The following is a 16,497-nucleotide window of genomic DNA, read 5'->3' as shown; positions in this document are numbered from 1 at the left end:
TGCCCTACTTGCCATATACTAACCGTTAGCAACTATATAGAAGAGCAACCACTAAAAATATATGAAATTAGAAGTAATAAAGAATATTACGGAATATTTGAATTTAATATCAGATAATAAAAAACAAGGGAAAATTTGGTTTAGAGGTCAAAAATATTCGGAATATCAACTTGAACCATCACTTTTTAGAGAAAAATTAGATATATCAATTGATGAACCATATTATAAAAGAGAGAAATACTTAATTAAAAATTCAAATCTTTCTCATGAAAAGTTTAAAGAGAATGTAAAAAAATATAAAGACTGTTCAGCTTTTGATGAAATAGATTATTTGTATTTAATGCAGCATTATGGTATTCCAACTCGATTGCTGGATTTTACTGTGAATGAATTAATAGCTTTATATTTTAGTGTTTCTAATTTCACACAAAGTAGTCTTGAAATAGAAGATGAAATTTATGATTTCAATTCAACAAATAGCTTTACAAAGCATGGTTCAGCGGTATATTGCATAAATCCAATTTTGGTAAATGAACATTCATTTAGAAAATCAGAGATTATAAACTTGAATGAGTATAATTTTGAAAGTTTAAATAATATAGATTTTCCTATTTGTATAAAATCAAATAGTGTAGATGATAGAATTAAGGTTCAAGAAGGAGTTTTTGTATATTATGGAACTATGATTCATCCGTTGGATTATTATTCCATATTTGAACAGTCAATGACAAAGATATTTATACCTAATTCAGTCAGAGATGTAATTAAAAAAGAATTGAAAAATAATTATAATATTTCACATTTAACAATGTTCCCTGATATATCAGGTGTTTCAATGGAGATAATAGATGAAATGGATGATGAATTTAGAATTTTAAAGAAAAATACAGTTGCTAACAAAGAACTGAGTTAAAAATCAAGTATTTTTAGACTAATTTTGATACATAATTTTCATTATATGGAATCCCTGATTTAGCTATTGCAAAGGCTTGTTTTAATAGCTTATTGGAGACTGCTATCAGAGCTTGTTTTTTAGTTTTTCCTTGGGCTAATAATCGATTGTAGAGTTCCCTACATGCTTTATTATGCTTGCAGGCTGAAAAACTACACAAGAACAGCAAGTTTCTTAATTTTCTATTGCCAACCTTACTGATTCGGCTTTTGCCTCTGACACTACTACCCGATATCCGTATAATGGGTGTGATTCCTACATAACTGCAAAGTTGAGAGGCTCTTTCAAATTTGGAAAATCCATCTGTTATTACAATCAGGAATAAGGCTGTTTTAGTACCTAAACCAGGGATACTTTTTAAATTGGTTAGTTGCTGTTGTTGTTCCTTTTTCACTAGTTCCAATAATCGTTGCTCAAGAGCTTCTATATGTTTGTTAAAGTGCTTTAAACTTTGTTCTAAAGAACGATAAACCATTTTGGAAGGAACTCCTAAAACAGTTTCCCCGTGAAGCTTATTTTTAATGGCAGAACGTTGCTTAAGATAGATATCTAAAAGACGAAACAACTGGAGACATTCTGCTTGAGTATCATCTAAAGAAGAATATATCGGTACCGGGTTCACCTGAGCATACTCACATATGGCCTTAGCGTCGCTTTTATCCGTTTTAACCTTAGACAGTTTCATCTGTATAAACCGCTTTACAGACAAAGGGTTTACTATTGATACTGTAAAGCCGTTATGGTTTAAGAATTGGGCCAGACGATAATGGTAATAACCTGTAGCTTCCATGACTACCAAACTATCCATTTTCAATACTTTCATAAAGGACTTAAAACCTTTGGGATTGTTTTCAAATTGATAATAACTTCCTTGACTTCCAATAACATCAAAGACATCTTTGCTGATATCCACACCATAAATTTCATTATATTTATTCATAATAATTGAATTAAGGGAAGAACGCCACTACTTATATTCCACCAACTTAAAATCGAGATCAAAGTCTCACAGAACTGAACGGATTTAAGTAGAAAAGAGCGGGGATTATCAATGTTGACGGAATCAAAAGTTCCTACGGTAGACCTAACCTTATTCCGCTCTTTTTGTTCTTTCTGGTTAATACCTCTAAATTAATAGATTGTAAACTTAAGTTGGTAGATGTTGCACAACCCACTAATTATATAAAAACAAGATACAAATAAGCCCTTTTATGGGCTTTTATTTTGTGGTATAGTTTAGCTGTAAACTAAAATTGAAAGGCTTAAAAAGGCGTAAAATGTATTGTATGATAGCTTTTAAAGAAAAGTAAATACTTTGCATGCTTGCTACTCCACTTTTTGTGTGGTTTTCAATGAATTTCAGGTACTTCTTCAAGTTGTAGGCTATGGCCGAGAGCTGCATACATTTGTTTGCCTGTTTAATGCCTAGGGTATTCACTTTTCTAAGTCCCATAAACTGTGTTAATGTTCCAAACACCGGTTCTACCGTGCTTTGCCGCTTGGCTTTCATATACCGTCCCTGCGGACTATTCACTCTTGCTATATTACGTTCGTATTCTTTGCGATAAGCAGTAATGTTTATGCGTTTCTCATAACTTTTACCAATACATTGTTGTTTTATCGGGCAGCCTTTACAATCACTCCGTTTGGTAAAGTACTGATCTTTTAGAGTCCCTTTCTCTAATTTTTGTTTGCGGAAAGTAACTTTCTTGCCCTGAGGGCATAACCAATAGCTGCCTGCCTCAATATATGTAAATCCTCCCGGCCCTCCTTTGTAAGTACCATGGGGAGGGATAAAACTCTTGATCTGATTCTTTTCTAAAAAGGCATAGTTCTCCCCACTGCTATATCCTGTATCAGCTACACAGTTCTCCCATAGCAGTCCTGAGTTCCACAATCGGCGTTGTACCCTTTTCACTATGTCTGGCAGTTGTTGGTTGTCTTTGCCATCGGCATGGTAGGCTTTGATATCGGTTATCACATGATTGGAGGTATCTACTGTTAATTGAGATAGGTAATTGAGTTTCCTGGCCTTGCCCGGTTTGACACTGATACGGGCATCGGGATCGGTAGGACTGTAATGGGTCTTATTGCTGGTATATCTCGAGCCTTTATTGCCTGCTCCCGGGCGCTGATCCTGATCCTTTGCCCATTTACTGTTCCTGCTCTTTATGGCCTGTAGCTCCTTTTTACTGGCCGATAAGGTTTGCTGATCTTTGTCTGCTTTATTCCCTTTGGCTTGACGTAGTGGTTTGTCTTTATCACCTTTACTAATGTGACGAATTTCTCGAAGATGCGTTTCTAAATCGGCTTCAGGAACTTTCAGTTCCAAACTATCCATAGAAGCATTGGCTTTTACAGGGGCGCTATCGATAGCCTGAGTATGGCCACTGACCATCCCGACCGATACACATAGTTCAAACACCTTGGTAAAGACCTCTTCTAACACTGACTCAGGAAATAACTGTCGGGTGCGGCTAATGGTAGAATGCCATGGCAGTTCTTCATCGATATCATAATCCAAAAAGAACAAAATATCCAATCGCATACTGCAATGCGTTATGAGCTTTCGATCACTGATAATGTTTTCTAAATAACCTACCAAACAAAGTTTAAAGAACACCACCGGGTCGATGCTCTTTTGTCCGCTACTACCATAATATCGTTTGGTAAGTGGGTATAAGTAATCTAAATCCAACACCTCTTTTAACCGCCGATAGAAATTGTCTATAGGTACGCGCTCACTTAACTGAAACTGATTGAACAACTTCTCCTGATACTTCTTTTTTCCTTGCATAACTACAAGGTAAGCCTCTTATCAAAAGATAATATCAACCCTATGTCAATTTTTTGCTAACTTGTGCAACAGGCACATTGGCTATAAACAATTGGGGAGAAAGTGATAAAACAAAAGTATAAACATAAAACAAAGGTCGGTGCTAAACCGAAAAGTTAGGGCGTACCCCCCCAACTGTTCATAGCCGAGCCGTTGTGTGCAAGCGAAACCGAACCAAATGTATTTTCATCATTCATATAAATCCGACTTTCCAAATCAAGTTCACCAATTGAATGTTTCGATTGCTAAAAATCATTATTTACTAAAAGATGATACTATAAAGCATCAAAACAAAAAGTTTGACATTAACTGGAAAAATTATCCGAAAACTGGAAAAAGACATTTAGTGAATTATTTAATTCGTGACCATTTTAGCGGATGTTACTATGCGGAACTGCATCCGATTGATAAAATGCCTGACTTAAAATCGTTCTTATTTAACGCTTGGAAAACTAAAGAGTTTTATGAATTCAAAGGAGTTCCAAAATACTTAATTTTAGGAAATGACGTAATTGAAAAATATCCTGACATTAAAAACTTTGCGAAAAATATAAACGGATTTGACTTACAAATAGCGGAAAACGGATTTTCAACTGGAATAAGGTCTGTGCGTGATTGGATTAGATGTATAGATTATTACAGCTGGAATCCTCATTTTAGCTCAATATCAAATTTCGGAAAATACAGCGAAAAATTTTGTAGAGAATTTAACTTGAGAACTAATTCAAAAAAAACCGAATCGAATTTGGAAAAATGGGCAAACAACAAACCAAGAGGAATTTTAATAGATGACAAAGAAATATTCTATGAAAAATTTAAATAAAAACGCCAGCACACAACAATGGTAGATGTTGCACAACCCACTAATTATATAAAAACAAGATACAAATAAGCCCTTTTATGGGCTTTTATTTTGTGGTATAGTTTAGCTGTAAACTAAAATTGAAAGGCTTAAAAAGGCGTAAAATGTATTGTATGATAGCTTTTAAAGAAAAGTAAATACTTTGCATGCTTGCTACTCCACTTTTTGTGTGGTTTTCAATGAATTTCAGGTACTTCTTCAAGTTGTAGGCTATGGCCGAGAGCTGCATACATTTGTTTGCCTGTTTAATGCCTAGGGTATTCACTTTTCTAAGTCCCATAAACTGTGTTAATGTTCCAAACACCGGTTCTACCGTGCTTTGCCGCTTGGCTTTCATATACCGTCCCTGCGGACTATTCACTCTTGCTATATTACGTTCGTATTCTTTGCGATAAGCAGTAATGTTTATGCGTTTCTCATAACTTTTACCAATACATTGTTGTTTTATCGGGCAGCCTTTACAATCACTCCGTTTGGTAAAGTACTGATCTTTTAGAGTCCCTTTCTCTAATTTTTGTTTGCGGAAAGTAACTTTCTTGACCTGAGGGCATAACCAATAGTTGCCTGCCTCAATATATGTAAATCCTGCCGGCCCTCCTTTGTAAGTACCATGGGGAGGGATAAAACTCTTGATCTGATTCTTTTCTAAAAAGGCATAGTTCTCCCCACTGCTATATCCTGTATCGGCTACACAGTTCTCCCATAGCAGTCCTGAGTTCCACAAGCGTCGTTGTACCCTTTTCACTATGTCGGGCAGTTGTTGGTTGTCTTTGCCATCGGCATGGTAGGCTTTGATATCGGTTATCACATGATTGGAGGTGTCTACGGTTAATTGAGATAGGTAATTGAGTTTCCTGGCCTTGCCCGGTTTGACACTGATACGGGCATCGGGATCGGTAGGACTGTAATGGGTCTTATTGCTGGTATATCTCGAGCCTTTATTGCCTGCTCCCGGACGCTGATCCTGATCTTTTGCCCATTTACTGTTCCTGCTCTTTATGGCCTGTAGCTCCTTTTTACTGGCCGATAAGGTTTGCTGATCCTTTCCCGCTTTATTCTCTTTAGCTTGACGTAATGGTTTATCCTTGTCCCGTTTGCTGATATGGCGCACCTTACGGAGGTAGGACTCTAAATCTTCCTCAGGTACTTTGAGCTCCAGACTGTCCATCGAGGCATTGGCTTTTACAGGGGCGCTATCGATAGCCTGAGTATGGCCACTGACCATCCCGACCGATACACATAGTTCAAACACCTTGGTAAAGACCTCTTCAAACACTGACTCAGGAAATAACTGACGGGTGCGGCTAATGGTAGAATGCCAGGGCAGTTCTTCATCGATATCATAATCCAAAAAGAACAAAATATCCAATCGCATACTGCAATGCGTTATGAGCTTTCGATCACTGATAATGTTTTCTAAATAACCTACCAAACAAAGTTTAAAGAACACCACCGGATCGATGCTCTTTTGTCCGCTACTACCGTAATATCGTTTGGTAAGCGCATACAAATATTCTAAGTCCAACACCTCTTTTAACCGGCGGTAGAAATTGTCTTTGGGTACGCGTTCACTTAACTGAAACTGGTTGAATAACTTCTCCTGATACTTCTTTTTTCCTTGCATAACTACAAGGTAAGCTTCTTATCAAAAGATAATATCAACCCTATGTCAATTTTTTGCTAACTTGTGCAACAGGCACATTGTATAACCGCAATTTGCTTACGCCAATTCGTTGTACTCGTGTCGGCGGATTCGACTACTCTTCTGTGCTTAGGATAAACCAAGCGGGGCGCGTAAACGGCGGTTCAAAAATAATATTAACCAATGTAGTACAACAACATACTAAGATGGTCTCTTTTCTGGAGCCTGGATTGTATAATCATAGTTTATATTATAGGACTTTAAGCTACTGCCTAACCATCATGTAGCATGAAACAGATTTATCAAAAAAATCCGTTAGATTTGTAGGTGAACATATTAAAAATAAACACCATATGGTGTTTATGGAATTGTTATAGCACATTAAAAAAAATGACAGAAAGCGAATTCATTGACTATTGGAATAAGGAATATCCAGAATCGTTTCCAATCAATCACGAATTGAAATGGGTGTATCCTGACAGATGGTTTAGAATTCATAATCTACCTGAGTCAAAACGATATGCCGAATCTGCAGACGAGTACAAAATCATACTTGACCGACAAAACCAATTAATTAATGACCTGATTGGCGAAGAATCAGAAGTAGCAATTTCCTTCGGACTTTACACAAATGAGATAACCAATGACAATTGCAAAGAACTGACTGACTTCGGAGAATTTCTAAAAGTCTTTACCATTGACTTGTACAAGGAAAGACCTGAAGAACATGAACATGAAATGTACTTTGATATTTACCTCAAAACTGAAAATTGGAAAAACGGAAACTGGGATGAAATTCTCAAAGCAATTGCTGATGATGAAATAAGAGCAATGTTTGTCAGTCCTTCAAAGAAATGTGTCATTGCACCTTATGACGGCGGAGTTGATGTGATTGTTGACTCGACCGAAAAAAGAGATATGCTTAAGGATAAATACAAGGATTGGCTTTCTGAACTTGAAAATGGAATGTAAAATAATAAAAACGTGCTACAACAACACCTATATGCAATGCCCTTCGGGACACTGCGCATAGCCAAAGCGTTGTACAACATTACCAAATAACTCAAAATTTGAACAGAATAATATACTTATTAGCACTTTTAGTTTTCTCAAACACATTCGGACAAGTGCAAAAAAAATTCTTTGTCGAAGACGTAAAAAGTATTGAATATGTTACTGTGAATTTTTGTGTGAATGACCAAGCAAAAATTAGTGAAGTAACGATTGTTGCAGACAAAACTACATATGAAAATGAATATAATATTGAGCAACTTCGGCAATATCTGCTCGGAGTTCAATATTATCCTGACAGTAAATTAAAAAACAACTGTTATGATTCGACTTTTGAATTCATAAATTCGTCTTACGAAAAAAAGAGCTTGAATAAAAACGTGTGTGACGCTTGTAAAAAATTTCAAAATGGACATTACAAATACAAGCACGTACTATACAAAGACACTAAAATTAAAAGAAAAAGGAAAGTCCAAAGAGAGATTGGAATAGAGGATAAACAAATTTATTACATTAAATGGCTCTCTGATTGCACATATGTTTTGACTTATAAGCGAATGACTGAACCGCGATTAAAACATCTAATTGGAAAAGAAATAAACGTTGAAATCATTGACATTCTTGATGATGGAAGTTATGTTTACAGGTCGATAGCAAACTTTCAAGAAAAGACTGATTACGGAATTATAAAAAAAATGAAATAACGTTGTACAACACCGTGTTATACTAATAAACTCAATTAGGCATTGTTATTACTAAATTATTTTAATTTAAATACAAAAGGGTACAACATAGGTACATCTTTTTATTCTGTATATAATACCATAAAAAAACCGCTTCTAAATTAATAAAAGCGGTTTTGAAATGTATTTAAACTTAGCTGTTAAGCTGCCGTACCCGAGCCTAAATACACACTGTTTGATACTTGGGTGTTATCAGCGGTAATAAACGCCATAAATAACTCTACTGTATCACCTGCATAAGTAGCCGGAATAGGAACAACCTCACTACCTACAGTTCTGTCTTGTCCTCCTAAAATGGCTACGGATGCTTTTTTAGATGGATTGTACACAAGTAACATCGCTTTGTCCGTTACGTTTGCATTTCCTTCATCTGAGTTATCATCCCAAGTGAAAGTCACTTGACCTGGAGTTGATAGATCAGTGTCAGGGTTTAAAGCTCCCGACAAGCTACCTCTACTTAAAAGTGCTAAATTGTAGTCAATCTCGAAATCAGGTGCTGCACCTGTGATTGCATTGTTTAGCACATAAGACATTGCTGCATTGAACGCTGTCTTTTGAACCGCATACCCCTTATACCCAAGTTTAATAAAACCTAAGTTAGGTTGTAAGTATTCCAAAGTCACAGAAAACTTGTTTCTTTGGTTTACCTGTCCTTCTGTTCTTGGATTGGCTACTGAAGAAGGTTTACTTCTAATGTAATCAATACCTTTCCAAGATGCACCTACTACCGTGCCTACTTTCCCAGAGATACCTCCCAGGATTCCTTTAGTAATTACTGCCATAACATATACATATTTAATTAAAACTCACTTGGACTTGGTACGGACTTGGTAAAAGGTTTCACCCTTTATCCTTCTGAAATGTAGCACAAACCAAACCATTCACAAACAGTTGGTTGCTTATGCATTAGGTTACTTTTAATTGCATCTGTTTGAAACAGGATTGGATATAAGCCACCTTTAAATCTGATATTTTGGCAATGACATTTTGCAGTTCCATTTCCTTTTTGTTGATGGCGTAAACTGCTCTAAGGTACTTTTGAAACTCCCCATCATTATTTTGGGTTGACTTCAAAGCGTTTTTAAGTGTGTTTCTGCAATCATCTATAGTGATAAACGGAATAACACTACCTTTTAAATAATAAGCGTAAAAACCGCCTATTTGAAGCATCATAGACAAGTGGAATAACATGTTTTTGTCTTCTTCGGTTGGAGTGGTTAGAACAAAACAGTTAGGACAGGGATCTGGTAATGGCTTTCCGCTGTTAAGCCCTTTGTTCAAAATAAAGAAATGTGGCTGAGTGTAGGTTCTTCCGGGTTGGTGTGTTTTCAGTTGAAACGTTGACATAGCTATCCAATTTAAAATTGCTTCGCTACGCTTCGCGCCTATAATTTTTTAAAAGAAAAACAATCAAAAAAGAAAGCCGTATGTACTTGTGGCGTGGATAAGGCTGTCAAGGTTTTTGGAAAAAATACAACCTCCCTACACCATTAATTTGAGGTGGAGATTTTTTTCAAAACCCGTAGGGCTTGACCTTGATAGGCTTGCGCGTTGGCTATGGAAGCCACATACCTTTGCTACCTTTTTTTATTTATTCTCTGTTGTTCCAAAATGTCTAAAATGTGCTGCTTTTTAAACAAAACTTTATTCCCCATACGGATTGGGTTTATAATGCCAAGTTTTGACCAAGCACTTATAGTTACCAGGCTTACTCTTAAATACTCTGCTGTTTCAAATCGTGTTAGCAGTTCTTCATTTTTTGGTTTTGTTAATTCCTGAAGGTATGGTTCTAATTTCTGAATTAATCTATCGGCAACTATATCGGCTAATTCCTGTACTGTTACCTCTGTGATTTGTATGGTTTTCGTATTCATAACGCATTGTTTTTAATCACATTAAGTTACACTTTTAGGGGCATAAACACTTAAAAAAATAGGTTTACAGCCTTATTTGAGCATTGGGTGGTGCGTGGGTATGGGTAGGGTTTTATATTGTTATGCGGTAGCATAGCTTATAAACACGCTACTTATACCGGCATGGAAACTATGGCTTATTGCTTTTTTATTTTCGAAAAAGTAATGTGCCATAGCTGCACGATGTTTCCTAAACCTATTTTTTTAAAACCGCTGACTTGGGTGGCGGGGAAAAGTGGCTTTTTGTTGATGGGTTTGGATGTGAGCGTGGGGTATGTCGGCTATTTTACATAATGGAGTTATGGCTACAGGGGAATCATTTGAATGGTTGTAATAGGCTTCAATCCTGTACCATAACTACCCGTTATGTAAATATAGCTTTGGGTAGGGCTTAAATGAATAGCTTTTTGGGGGGTATAGCTCTTTGCAGTTGTAAACGAGGTACGAGAGCGCAAGCTGCAATGTGCTATATGAGCGTTGGACATTTAAGCCCTACATGTGCGGTGGCGCGGGGAACAAACCAAAAGACAGAGGTTTTTTGTGATAACAACAAACTGGGTTTTGGTTTGTGGGGAGTTTTTAGCTTCCTTTTAAAGGTTAGCGTATTCAGAATAGAGCCAATCAATAAAGGCTTTCAATTCAGATTTAATTAAAACCTCATCATCATATTCCACCATTTTAAGCCCCTTATCAGTAACGTCTATTCTTTGTTTCTTTTCTATAGAAGTTATGATGTCATGATATTTTTCGTACAACCAATCTCTACAAAAAAGATCATCGTCTGGCACTTTACCTCTTAATGGATTATGCTCTTGACCATTTAAAACATTGAAATCATAATCGCGGGTATTGTCTTTAGGAAAACCAATTAAGTCTAAAACAATTTCGGAGTTACGAACCGTTATTCTGTTTAAATCTATCCCTTTGCTTTCAAGTTCTTCAAAAAGACAGATTTGTTTATATTCTTCAAATAATAATTTAACTAAACTCTCTTTCATAACAACCCTTATTTAGACTCTTCTTTCTTTTGTAAGGACAACATTTTTTGAGGAGAGACTATCGGCAGAATTATACCTTGCATGTTGGTATTGGATAACCTCTCAAATATAATACCTCTTGCTGTTGAAAAACTAATCCCTAAAAGGGTTGCTATGAGTACACCTGTAAATATTGGTGAACCATCTTCATTTAACTTGTAATAATTGTTTAATTCTTCAACCCTAAAATGAAAATCGAAAACAAAACGAGCCTTAGCACCAGAAGATACCTCATCATGGATTAAATCTATGAACATACCTATTTTCACCCTTTCATCTTTTAAGTTATGCATTGTGGTTTGAGCAATATTTATATTAAAGTTGTTTGCGCCTTTTTGAGCTACATCTTTAATAGAGCTTTCCACGATGTTAATGTGAAATAAGTGTATTTTTTCTGGGTCTATTTTAACCTCTTTACTCATTAGCTTGCTTCGCTATAATTTGTTTCTTCATACCCATTGATGGCATCTTCCATATTACCTCCAGGAATAGAACCTAAATAAACGTATTCAATTTCTTTTATAGGTTCAATATTAATTAGATTAATATCCAAAACCTCTTCCATTTTAGTAATACTTTTTAAGGTAAGGTTATGCAAGCCAGACAACCACTTAGATACCTCTGAAGGAGATTTGCCTAACATTTCAGCAAATTTCTTTTTCTTGATACCACGTTCTTTTAAAACAGCGCATACCTTTTCTGTTATAGCCAAGTTTCTTTCAATGAATCTGTCTATTTCAGTATTTTGATTAGCTTCTAACCAATTGTCTAATATGTTGTTTTTAGGAAATTCCATAATTAATAATAGAGTTTAAAGTTTTTATCACAATCGATTAAAGTACAATCATCATTCCAAACTATGTCTTTATTTTTGAATGCTTCATCAATTGCTTCTGTAAGTTGATTAGCCAATAAGAAGTGAGGTTTCACGTTTGGGCAGTCTTGAGCGTTATTTGCGGTTTTATTATCACCACTAAACAAAAAGACTACGCCTTCACTGGCTCTTAAACAATACAATCTTAATGTGTTGCTTTTCTTTTTGCCATTCTCGATATAATACGGTTCTCTGTCTTTGCCCACAGGTGGTAATGCTGAAGTATCTGCGGTATAAGCTTCATTTCTGAAAAAACGTTGTTGTGCGCCATACTTTTTCCCAATTACTTGTAACCATTTTTGAATATGGTATAGTTTGTTTTTATTGATAAGCTCGTGCTTTTTAACAAACTGTTCGTACAAGGTTTCTTTATTATCGTTTAATATAACAGAGTAATATGCTACTTTATTATACTTAAACAGTGGTTTTATGTGTGCAAAGTTATTCACTTATAGGTTAATTTACAAATATTTTTCACTTTTAAGTTAATTTTATAGCTAAAAGAGTTTAACCAAAAGTATATTATCAAGTTTAAAAATATTAGTTTATTTCATTTAATTATCCATTCCATTAATAAAAGTATCCACAAAATTAATGACCTTTTGTAGTATTCTATCTCCTATCGATTTACGCTTTAAAACTGAGGGTTTATCTCCTTCTATAAGGTCTAAAAGTTCATCACGCAATGGTTCTCTTTCTGCATATAGATAATCTTCTATCAGCTTTTGTGTTCTATCTGATGATAGGTTTTCCTCTTTTACAAATACCTCAAATGCTTTTTGCTGTTCTTCTGTCCAGAACTTTTCAAACTCTTGCGGAATGCTTTCCGCCTCTTCTATTTGAGGTAAATTATCCTGAATGAACTTTTCTATTAATTCTCGTTTACTTCTTAAATTAGCTTCTCCAGATAGTATATCGACAATTTCTTTTTTCTTAGCTTCCTGTTCTGATTTACTTGCATCTTTTAGGGATGCCAAGAGGTTTAGGATATAGGTTACATTTATTTCGTCTCTGTGAATTAATTCTAATTCAAAATCTACATCATCTAAAATGGATACTTTTTCTTTAGCTGTATCATGTTTTGTTTTCTGCCAAAGGTCTAAGTATTTACTTCTAAAATCATTAAACAACTGCTCATCCATTGACAAATCTTCCCAATCGAAATTAGCAAAAGTGGTCATTGTATTTTTTAAACGCATCAGCTCTCTAAATGCCTTGATAAACTCCAATTCATCTTCTTCACTTAGCAAATCATTCACGCTATCTACTGTTGGCGTTAGGTTTAATAACTTGTTATATGCTTCATCAAATTTTTCTACATAATCCTCATAAGGTTCCATGATAATCACCTCAATAGCTTCTTTATTACTAAAAAGTGTAATGGCATCGTCTGTTGCTTTTTTGAGGTTACGGAATACCACAATATTACCTTGTGACTTCTGTTCGTTTACAATTCTATTTGTGCGGGAATAGGCTTGAATTAAGCCGTGATACTTTAAGTTCTTATCAACATATAAGGTGTTTAAAGCTGGACTATCAAAGCCTGTTAGGAACATATTAACTACCAACAATACATCTATCTTTCGTTCTTTTACTTTCTTAGAAATGTCATTGTAATAGTTGTAGAATGATTGACTGTCTTTGGTAGAGAAATTAGAACCAAACATTTGGTTGTAATGCCCAATATAGGTTTCTAACTTATCTCTTTTATGGCTATTCATTCCATACAAGGCTTCTGCTTCCTCAACTACGGAAACTTCCTCTGGAATATAGCCGTTGGCATCAGCATCGTCTTCGTTTGCAACAAAGCTGAAAATGGTTGCTATTTTAAGATTGTGCTTTCCTTCTTCTTTCTTTCTATGCAGTATGTCATAATAATCTACCAACATATCTGTACTGCCTACACAGAACATTGCGGTAAACTCTTTACTATGTGTTTTACGGTTATGGTTGGCAATAATATAATCTGTAATCTTCTCTAAACGTTTTGGAGATTCCATCAACTCCTTACGGTCTATATCTTCTACCTCAATATCTATTTCTGTAGCAGATTCCTTTTGCTTATATCGACCTACATACTCCACTGAAAACTTTAATACGTTTTCGTCTTTGATAGCATCTGTAATGACGTATTTATGCAAACATTCACCGAACAACTCTTTTGTAGTGCGTTTGCCCAATTCATTCTTAACTGCATTATCGGCAAATATTGGTGTTCCGGTAAAACCAAACATTTGATGGTTATTGAAGAAGGACTTTATACGGTTATGTGTATCACCAAATTGGCTTCGATGGCATTCATCGAAAATAAATACCATACGCTCATCTTTGAGCTGTTCCATTTTGGCTAAATAACTTTTCTTGCTAATGGCTGTATTTAGCTTTTGAATGGTAGTTACAATTATCTTGGTATCATCGCTAAACTGTTTTACCAGAGCTTTTGTATTGTCCGTACCATCGATACTCCCTTTTGAGAAGCTATTGAACTCTTTAGTAGTTTGGTAATCTAAATCCTTTCTATCAACCACAAACACCACTTTTTTAACTTGTGGCATTTTCATTATGATCTGGCTTGCCTTAAAGGATGTTAGCGTTTTACCTGATCCTGTAGTATGCCATATATACCCATTTTTGTTTGAATTTTTCACCCTATCTATTAATGCTTCTACTGCATAGAATTGATACGGTCTTAACACCATTAAAATTTTATGGGTTTCATTTAGTACGATGTACTTGCATATCATTTTAGAGATATGGCAAGGGTCTAAAAATTCTGAGGTAAAGCCATTAAGTATATTGGTTAACCGCTTATTCTCTTTGTTTGTCCAATAGAATGTCTGCTTGAAAGATTGATGTCTATTATTGGCGTAATATTTGGTATTGACACCGTTACTAATAATAAATATTTGGACGTATTGAAATAACGCTGCATTAGCACCAAATGAATGCCGTTGGTAACGGTTTACTTGGTTAAAGGCTTCTTTCATTTCTAAGCCTCTACGCTTTAGTTCTATTTGTACCAGAGGCAAGCCATTGATGAGCAACGTAACATCATAACGGTTTTTATAAGAACCTTCTATAGTTACTTGATGGGTGACCTGGTATTGGTTTTGACACCAATGCTCTGTATTTAAAAACTCAAAATAGAGGTTATCTCCATTATCCCTAACAATGTGCTGTTTTTCGCGAAGTGTTTTAGCCTTTTCAAACACAGAACCTTTACTGAGTATATTGAGAACTCTCTCAAACTCATTAGCCGTAAAGGTGATATTATTATGCTTTTCTAATTGTGTTTTTAAATTAGCTACTAACGCTGCTTCATCTGGAATATTGACTTTGGTATAACCTTGATGTGATAACTGTTCTACTAATTGATTTTCTAATACTTGCTCTGGTTGGGTACTCATAGTTTTTATTACTACAAAAACATATTTTGTAATATTGATTTTTTATATTTTTTGCTTACCATTTTTTGTTTTGTAACAAATGAAATTCTTTTATCAATTTGATCTAAAAAAAATGCTATTCTATTTTGCTCTTCTAAGGAAGGTAAATCAATTTTTAAGTTTAATAACACTTTTTCATGAATACGTTTACTTCCTGTCCCAATAGCTATAGCTTCAAGTTTCTTATAATATGATTTCCTTCCTAAAAATTGCATTAAATAATTAGGGTTAATTTTACTTCTATCAATATCTAATGAAGGAATATCAGCAGAGGTTAAATGATTATCAAATTCTGGTGGAACAATACCGAATGAACCGTTAAATAAGTTTTGCTTACCATAAATAAATTGTCCTTTGCTCCTAACATAATATGTAGCCCCCAAAGACAAGTTTTTAGTATTATTACTCTTTCTAACACCTTTTAGGTGTAACTTAACAGTAATAATTTTATCTCTATCTATCTTCTCTGGTTTGATTTTTACAGGCATAGATAGCACCTCATTTAATTTTACTGTATTCCAATCAGGAAAGCTTTCATCTTTAGAGTTTTTGAAACTAATTTGTTTATTAAATATCCTTTGAGCAATGGCTTTCTTATATTGTTTTAATAAAATTTCCTTTTGTTCTAAAATCTCTATTCGTTTTTCAATTTTTAAAAGAAAAGAAGACACTTTTTTTTGTTCACTAAGTTGCGGTATTTTTATAGTTAGGTTTTCAAAAGCCTTTTGACCTAATGTTTTATTTCTACCAGCACCGCCAGGTGATGCTGTTTCTAACAAATATTTCCCTTTATTTGTCAAAAACAAAAAAAGTAGGTAATCTAAATCTAAAATCCCATCTAAAGGACGATACATCGGAAACCTATGAGAGGCTATCATACCAACTTCATTTAGTGTCGTTTTAGCTACAGCTTGTTCCCAAGCAAAAACTATATTAACAATAAATAAGTCTTCCTCTAACCAAAAAACTCTTTTGTTACCTAAAGATTTACCGGTAACTGAGTCTTTATAAAAAATACCTTTACCATGAGACCTAACACCTATTTGATTGTACGACTCTTCCAAATGTACATCTACAGGTTTAGAGATTCTCTTAATAACTTCTCCAATTTTTACATCCACTAAGAAATCTTTAAATCCAGGAAATCTTAAAGCAGGAACATTCTTCTGTTTTGACAAAAC

16 protein-coding genes are annotated in these 16,497 nt (G+C 34.8%); 4 read left to right on the top strand and 12 right to left on the bottom strand.

Annotation, left to right across the window (positions count from 1 at the left end; genetic code table 11):
• The first annotated feature begins 61 nt into the window (after positions 1–61).
• A complete protein-coding gene (locus MQE36_RS05890; RefSeq protein WP_242938246.1) occupies positions 62–913 on the top strand; it encodes an FRG domain-containing protein in 852 nt (283 codons plus the stop codon).
• 13 nt (positions 914–926) lie between these two features.
• Here the strand turns inward: MQE36_RS05890 and MQE36_RS05885 are convergent, their stop codons facing one another.
• The gene (locus tag MQE36_RS05885) at positions 927–1,892 is read right to left on the bottom strand and encodes an IS110 family RNA-guided transposase (RefSeq protein ID WP_242938223.1); all 966 of its coding nucleotides are present in this window, start codon (positions 1,890–1,892) and stop codon (positions 927–929) included.
• Between the two features lie 279 nt (positions 1,893–2,171).
• Positions 2,172–3,749: an IS1182 family transposase gene (locus MQE36_RS05880; protein WP_242938222.1), complete on the bottom strand. Its 1,578-nt coding sequence runs from the start codon at positions 3,747–3,749 to the stop codon at positions 2,172–2,174.
• 217 nt (positions 3,750–3,966) lie between these two features.
• Here MQE36_RS05880 and MQE36_RS05875 point away from each other — a divergent pair, with 217 nt between their 5' ends.
• The gene (locus MQE36_RS05875; protein ID WP_242938245.1) at positions 3,967–4,611 is read left to right on the top strand and encodes a hypothetical protein; all 645 of its coding nucleotides are present in this window, start codon (positions 3,967–3,969) and stop codon (positions 4,609–4,611) included.
• A gap of 85 nt (positions 4,612–4,696) precedes the next feature.
• Here MQE36_RS05875 and MQE36_RS05870 read toward each other — a convergent pair whose 3' ends face one another.
• Positions 4,697–6,274: an IS1182 family transposase gene (locus MQE36_RS05870; RefSeq protein ID WP_242938244.1), complete on the bottom strand. Its 1,578-nt coding sequence runs from the start codon at positions 6,272–6,274 to the stop codon at positions 4,697–4,699.
• 408 nt (positions 6,275–6,682) lie between these two features.
• On the opposite strand from MQE36_RS05870, the gene MQE36_RS05865 reads away from it, so the two are divergent.
• Together MQE36_RS05865 and MQE36_RS05860 are read left to right on the top strand one after the other, a co-directional pair.
• Positions 6,683–7,264 (top strand): DUF3885 domain-containing protein, encoded by a 582-nt coding sequence (locus MQE36_RS05865; protein ID WP_242938243.1) that lies wholly within the window; start codon positions 6,683–6,685, stop codon positions 7,262–7,264.
• A gap of 98 nt (positions 7,265–7,362) precedes the next feature.
• Positions 7,363–8,007 carry a hypothetical protein gene (locus MQE36_RS05860; protein ID WP_242938242.1) on the top strand — a complete coding sequence of 215 codons (645 nt, stop codon included), beginning with the start codon at positions 7,363–7,365 and terminating at the stop codon, positions 8,005–8,007.
• A 179-nt stretch (positions 8,008–8,186) separates the two neighbouring features.
• Here the strand turns inward: MQE36_RS05860 and MQE36_RS05855 are convergent, their stop codons facing one another.
• The 9 genes from MQE36_RS05855 to MQE36_RS05815 form a co-directional block, all read right to left on the bottom strand.
• Positions 8,187–8,828 carry a DUF6266 family protein gene (locus MQE36_RS05855; RefSeq protein ID WP_242938241.1) on the bottom strand — a complete coding sequence of 214 codons (642 nt, stop codon included), beginning with the start codon at positions 8,826–8,828 and terminating at the stop codon, positions 8,187–8,189.
• A 124-nt stretch (positions 8,829–8,952) separates the two neighbouring features.
• Positions 8,953–9,393 (bottom strand): DUF6943 family protein, encoded by a 441-nt coding sequence (locus MQE36_RS05850; RefSeq protein WP_242938240.1) that lies wholly within the window; start codon positions 9,391–9,393, stop codon positions 8,953–8,955.
• Positions 9,394–9,623: 230 nt separating this feature from the next.
• Positions 9,624–9,920 carry a helix-turn-helix domain-containing protein gene (locus MQE36_RS05845; protein WP_242938239.1) on the bottom strand — a complete coding sequence of 99 codons (297 nt, stop codon included), beginning with the start codon at positions 9,918–9,920 and terminating at the stop codon, positions 9,624–9,626.
• Positions 9,921–10,549: 629 nt separating this feature from the next.
• Positions 10,550–10,957, bottom strand: coding sequence for a hypothetical protein (locus MQE36_RS05840; RefSeq protein WP_242938238.1), 408 nt, complete (start codon positions 10,955–10,957; stop codon positions 10,550–10,552).
• 8 nt (positions 10,958–10,965) lie between these two features.
• Positions 10,966–11,418, bottom strand: coding sequence for a hypothetical protein (locus tag MQE36_RS05835; RefSeq protein WP_242938237.1), 453 nt, complete (start codon positions 11,416–11,418; stop codon positions 10,966–10,968).
• On the bottom strand, positions 11,418–11,792 hold the full coding sequence (locus MQE36_RS05830; protein ID WP_242938236.1) for a helix-turn-helix domain-containing protein: 375 nt from the start codon (positions 11,790–11,792) through the stop codon (positions 11,418–11,420). The genes MQE36_RS05835 and MQE36_RS05830 overlap by 1 nt, the downstream gene beginning before the upstream one ends.
• Positions 11,793–11,794: 2 nt before the next feature.
• The gene (locus tag MQE36_RS05825; RefSeq protein ID WP_242938235.1) at positions 11,795–12,319 is read right to left on the bottom strand and encodes a hypothetical protein; all 525 of its coding nucleotides are present in this window, start codon (positions 12,317–12,319) and stop codon (positions 11,795–11,797) included.
• A gap of 105 nt (positions 12,320–12,424) precedes the next feature.
• A complete protein-coding gene (locus tag MQE36_RS05820; RefSeq protein WP_242938234.1) occupies positions 12,425–15,277 on the bottom strand; it encodes a type I restriction endonuclease subunit R in 2,853 nt (950 codons plus the stop codon).
• A gap of 11 nt (positions 15,278–15,288) precedes the next feature.
• Positions 15,289–16,494, bottom strand: a complete 1,206-nt coding sequence (locus tag MQE36_RS05815; protein ID WP_242938233.1) for a restriction endonuclease subunit S — start codon at positions 16,492–16,494, stop codon at positions 15,289–15,291.
• Positions 16,495–16,497: the final 3 nt, after the last annotated feature.

Source organism: Zhouia spongiae (genome assembly GCF_022760175.1).
Taxonomy (GTDB): Bacteria; Bacteroidota; Bacteroidia; order Flavobacteriales; family Flavobacteriaceae; genus Zhouia; species Zhouia spongiae.
Note: the sequence above shows the minus strand (reverse complement) of the source record. Positions and strands in the feature narration are given on the sequence as shown.

What these genes read in the sequence shown, in the direction of transcription:
- MQE36_RS05865 (WP_242938243.1), top strand. Translation starts at nt 6,683, where the DNA reads ATGACAGAAAGCGAATTCATTGACTATTGGAATAAGGAATATCCAGAA.
- MQE36_RS05870 (WP_242938244.1), bottom strand. Translation starts at nt 6,274, where the DNA reads ATGCAAGGAAAAAAGAAGTATCAGGAGAAGTTATTCAACCAGTTTCAG.
- MQE36_RS05885 (WP_242938223.1), bottom strand. Translation starts at nt 1,892, where the DNA reads ATGAATAAATATAATGAAATTTATGGTGTGGATATCAGCAAAGATGTC.
- MQE36_RS05880 (WP_242938222.1), bottom strand. Translation starts at nt 3,749, where the DNA reads ATGCAAGGAAAAAAGAAGTATCAGGAGAAGTTGTTCAATCAGTTTCAG.
- MQE36_RS05890 (WP_242938246.1), top strand. Translation starts at nt 62, where the DNA reads ATGAAATTAGAAGTAATAAAGAATATTACGGAATATTTGAATTTAATA.
- MQE36_RS05840 (WP_242938238.1), bottom strand. Translation starts at nt 10,957, where the DNA reads ATGAAAGAGAGTTTAGTTAAATTATTATTTGAAGAATATAAACAAATC.
- MQE36_RS05855 (WP_242938241.1), bottom strand. Translation starts at nt 8,828, where the DNA reads ATGGCAGTAATTACTAAAGGAATCCTGGGAGGTATCTCTGGGAAAGTA.
- MQE36_RS05830 (WP_242938236.1), bottom strand. Translation starts at nt 11,792, where the DNA reads ATGGAATTTCCTAAAAACAACATATTAGACAATTGGTTAGAAGCTAAT.
- MQE36_RS05820 (WP_242938234.1), bottom strand. Translation starts at nt 15,277, where the DNA reads ATGAGTACCCAACCAGAGCAAGTATTAGAAAATCAATTAGTAGAACAG.
- MQE36_RS05875 (WP_242938245.1), top strand. Translation starts at nt 3,967, where the DNA reads ATGTATTTTCATCATTCATATAAATCCGACTTTCCAAATCAAGTTCAC.
- MQE36_RS05845 (WP_242938239.1), bottom strand. Translation starts at nt 9,920, where the DNA reads ATGAATACGAAAACCATACAAATCACAGAGGTAACAGTACAGGAATTA.
- MQE36_RS05850 (WP_242938240.1), bottom strand. Translation starts at nt 9,393, where the DNA reads ATGTCAACGTTTCAACTGAAAACACACCAACCCGGAAGAACCTACACT.
- MQE36_RS05835 (WP_242938237.1), bottom strand. Translation starts at nt 11,418, where the DNA reads ATGAGTAAAGAGGTTAAAATAGACCCAGAAAAAATACACTTATTTCAC.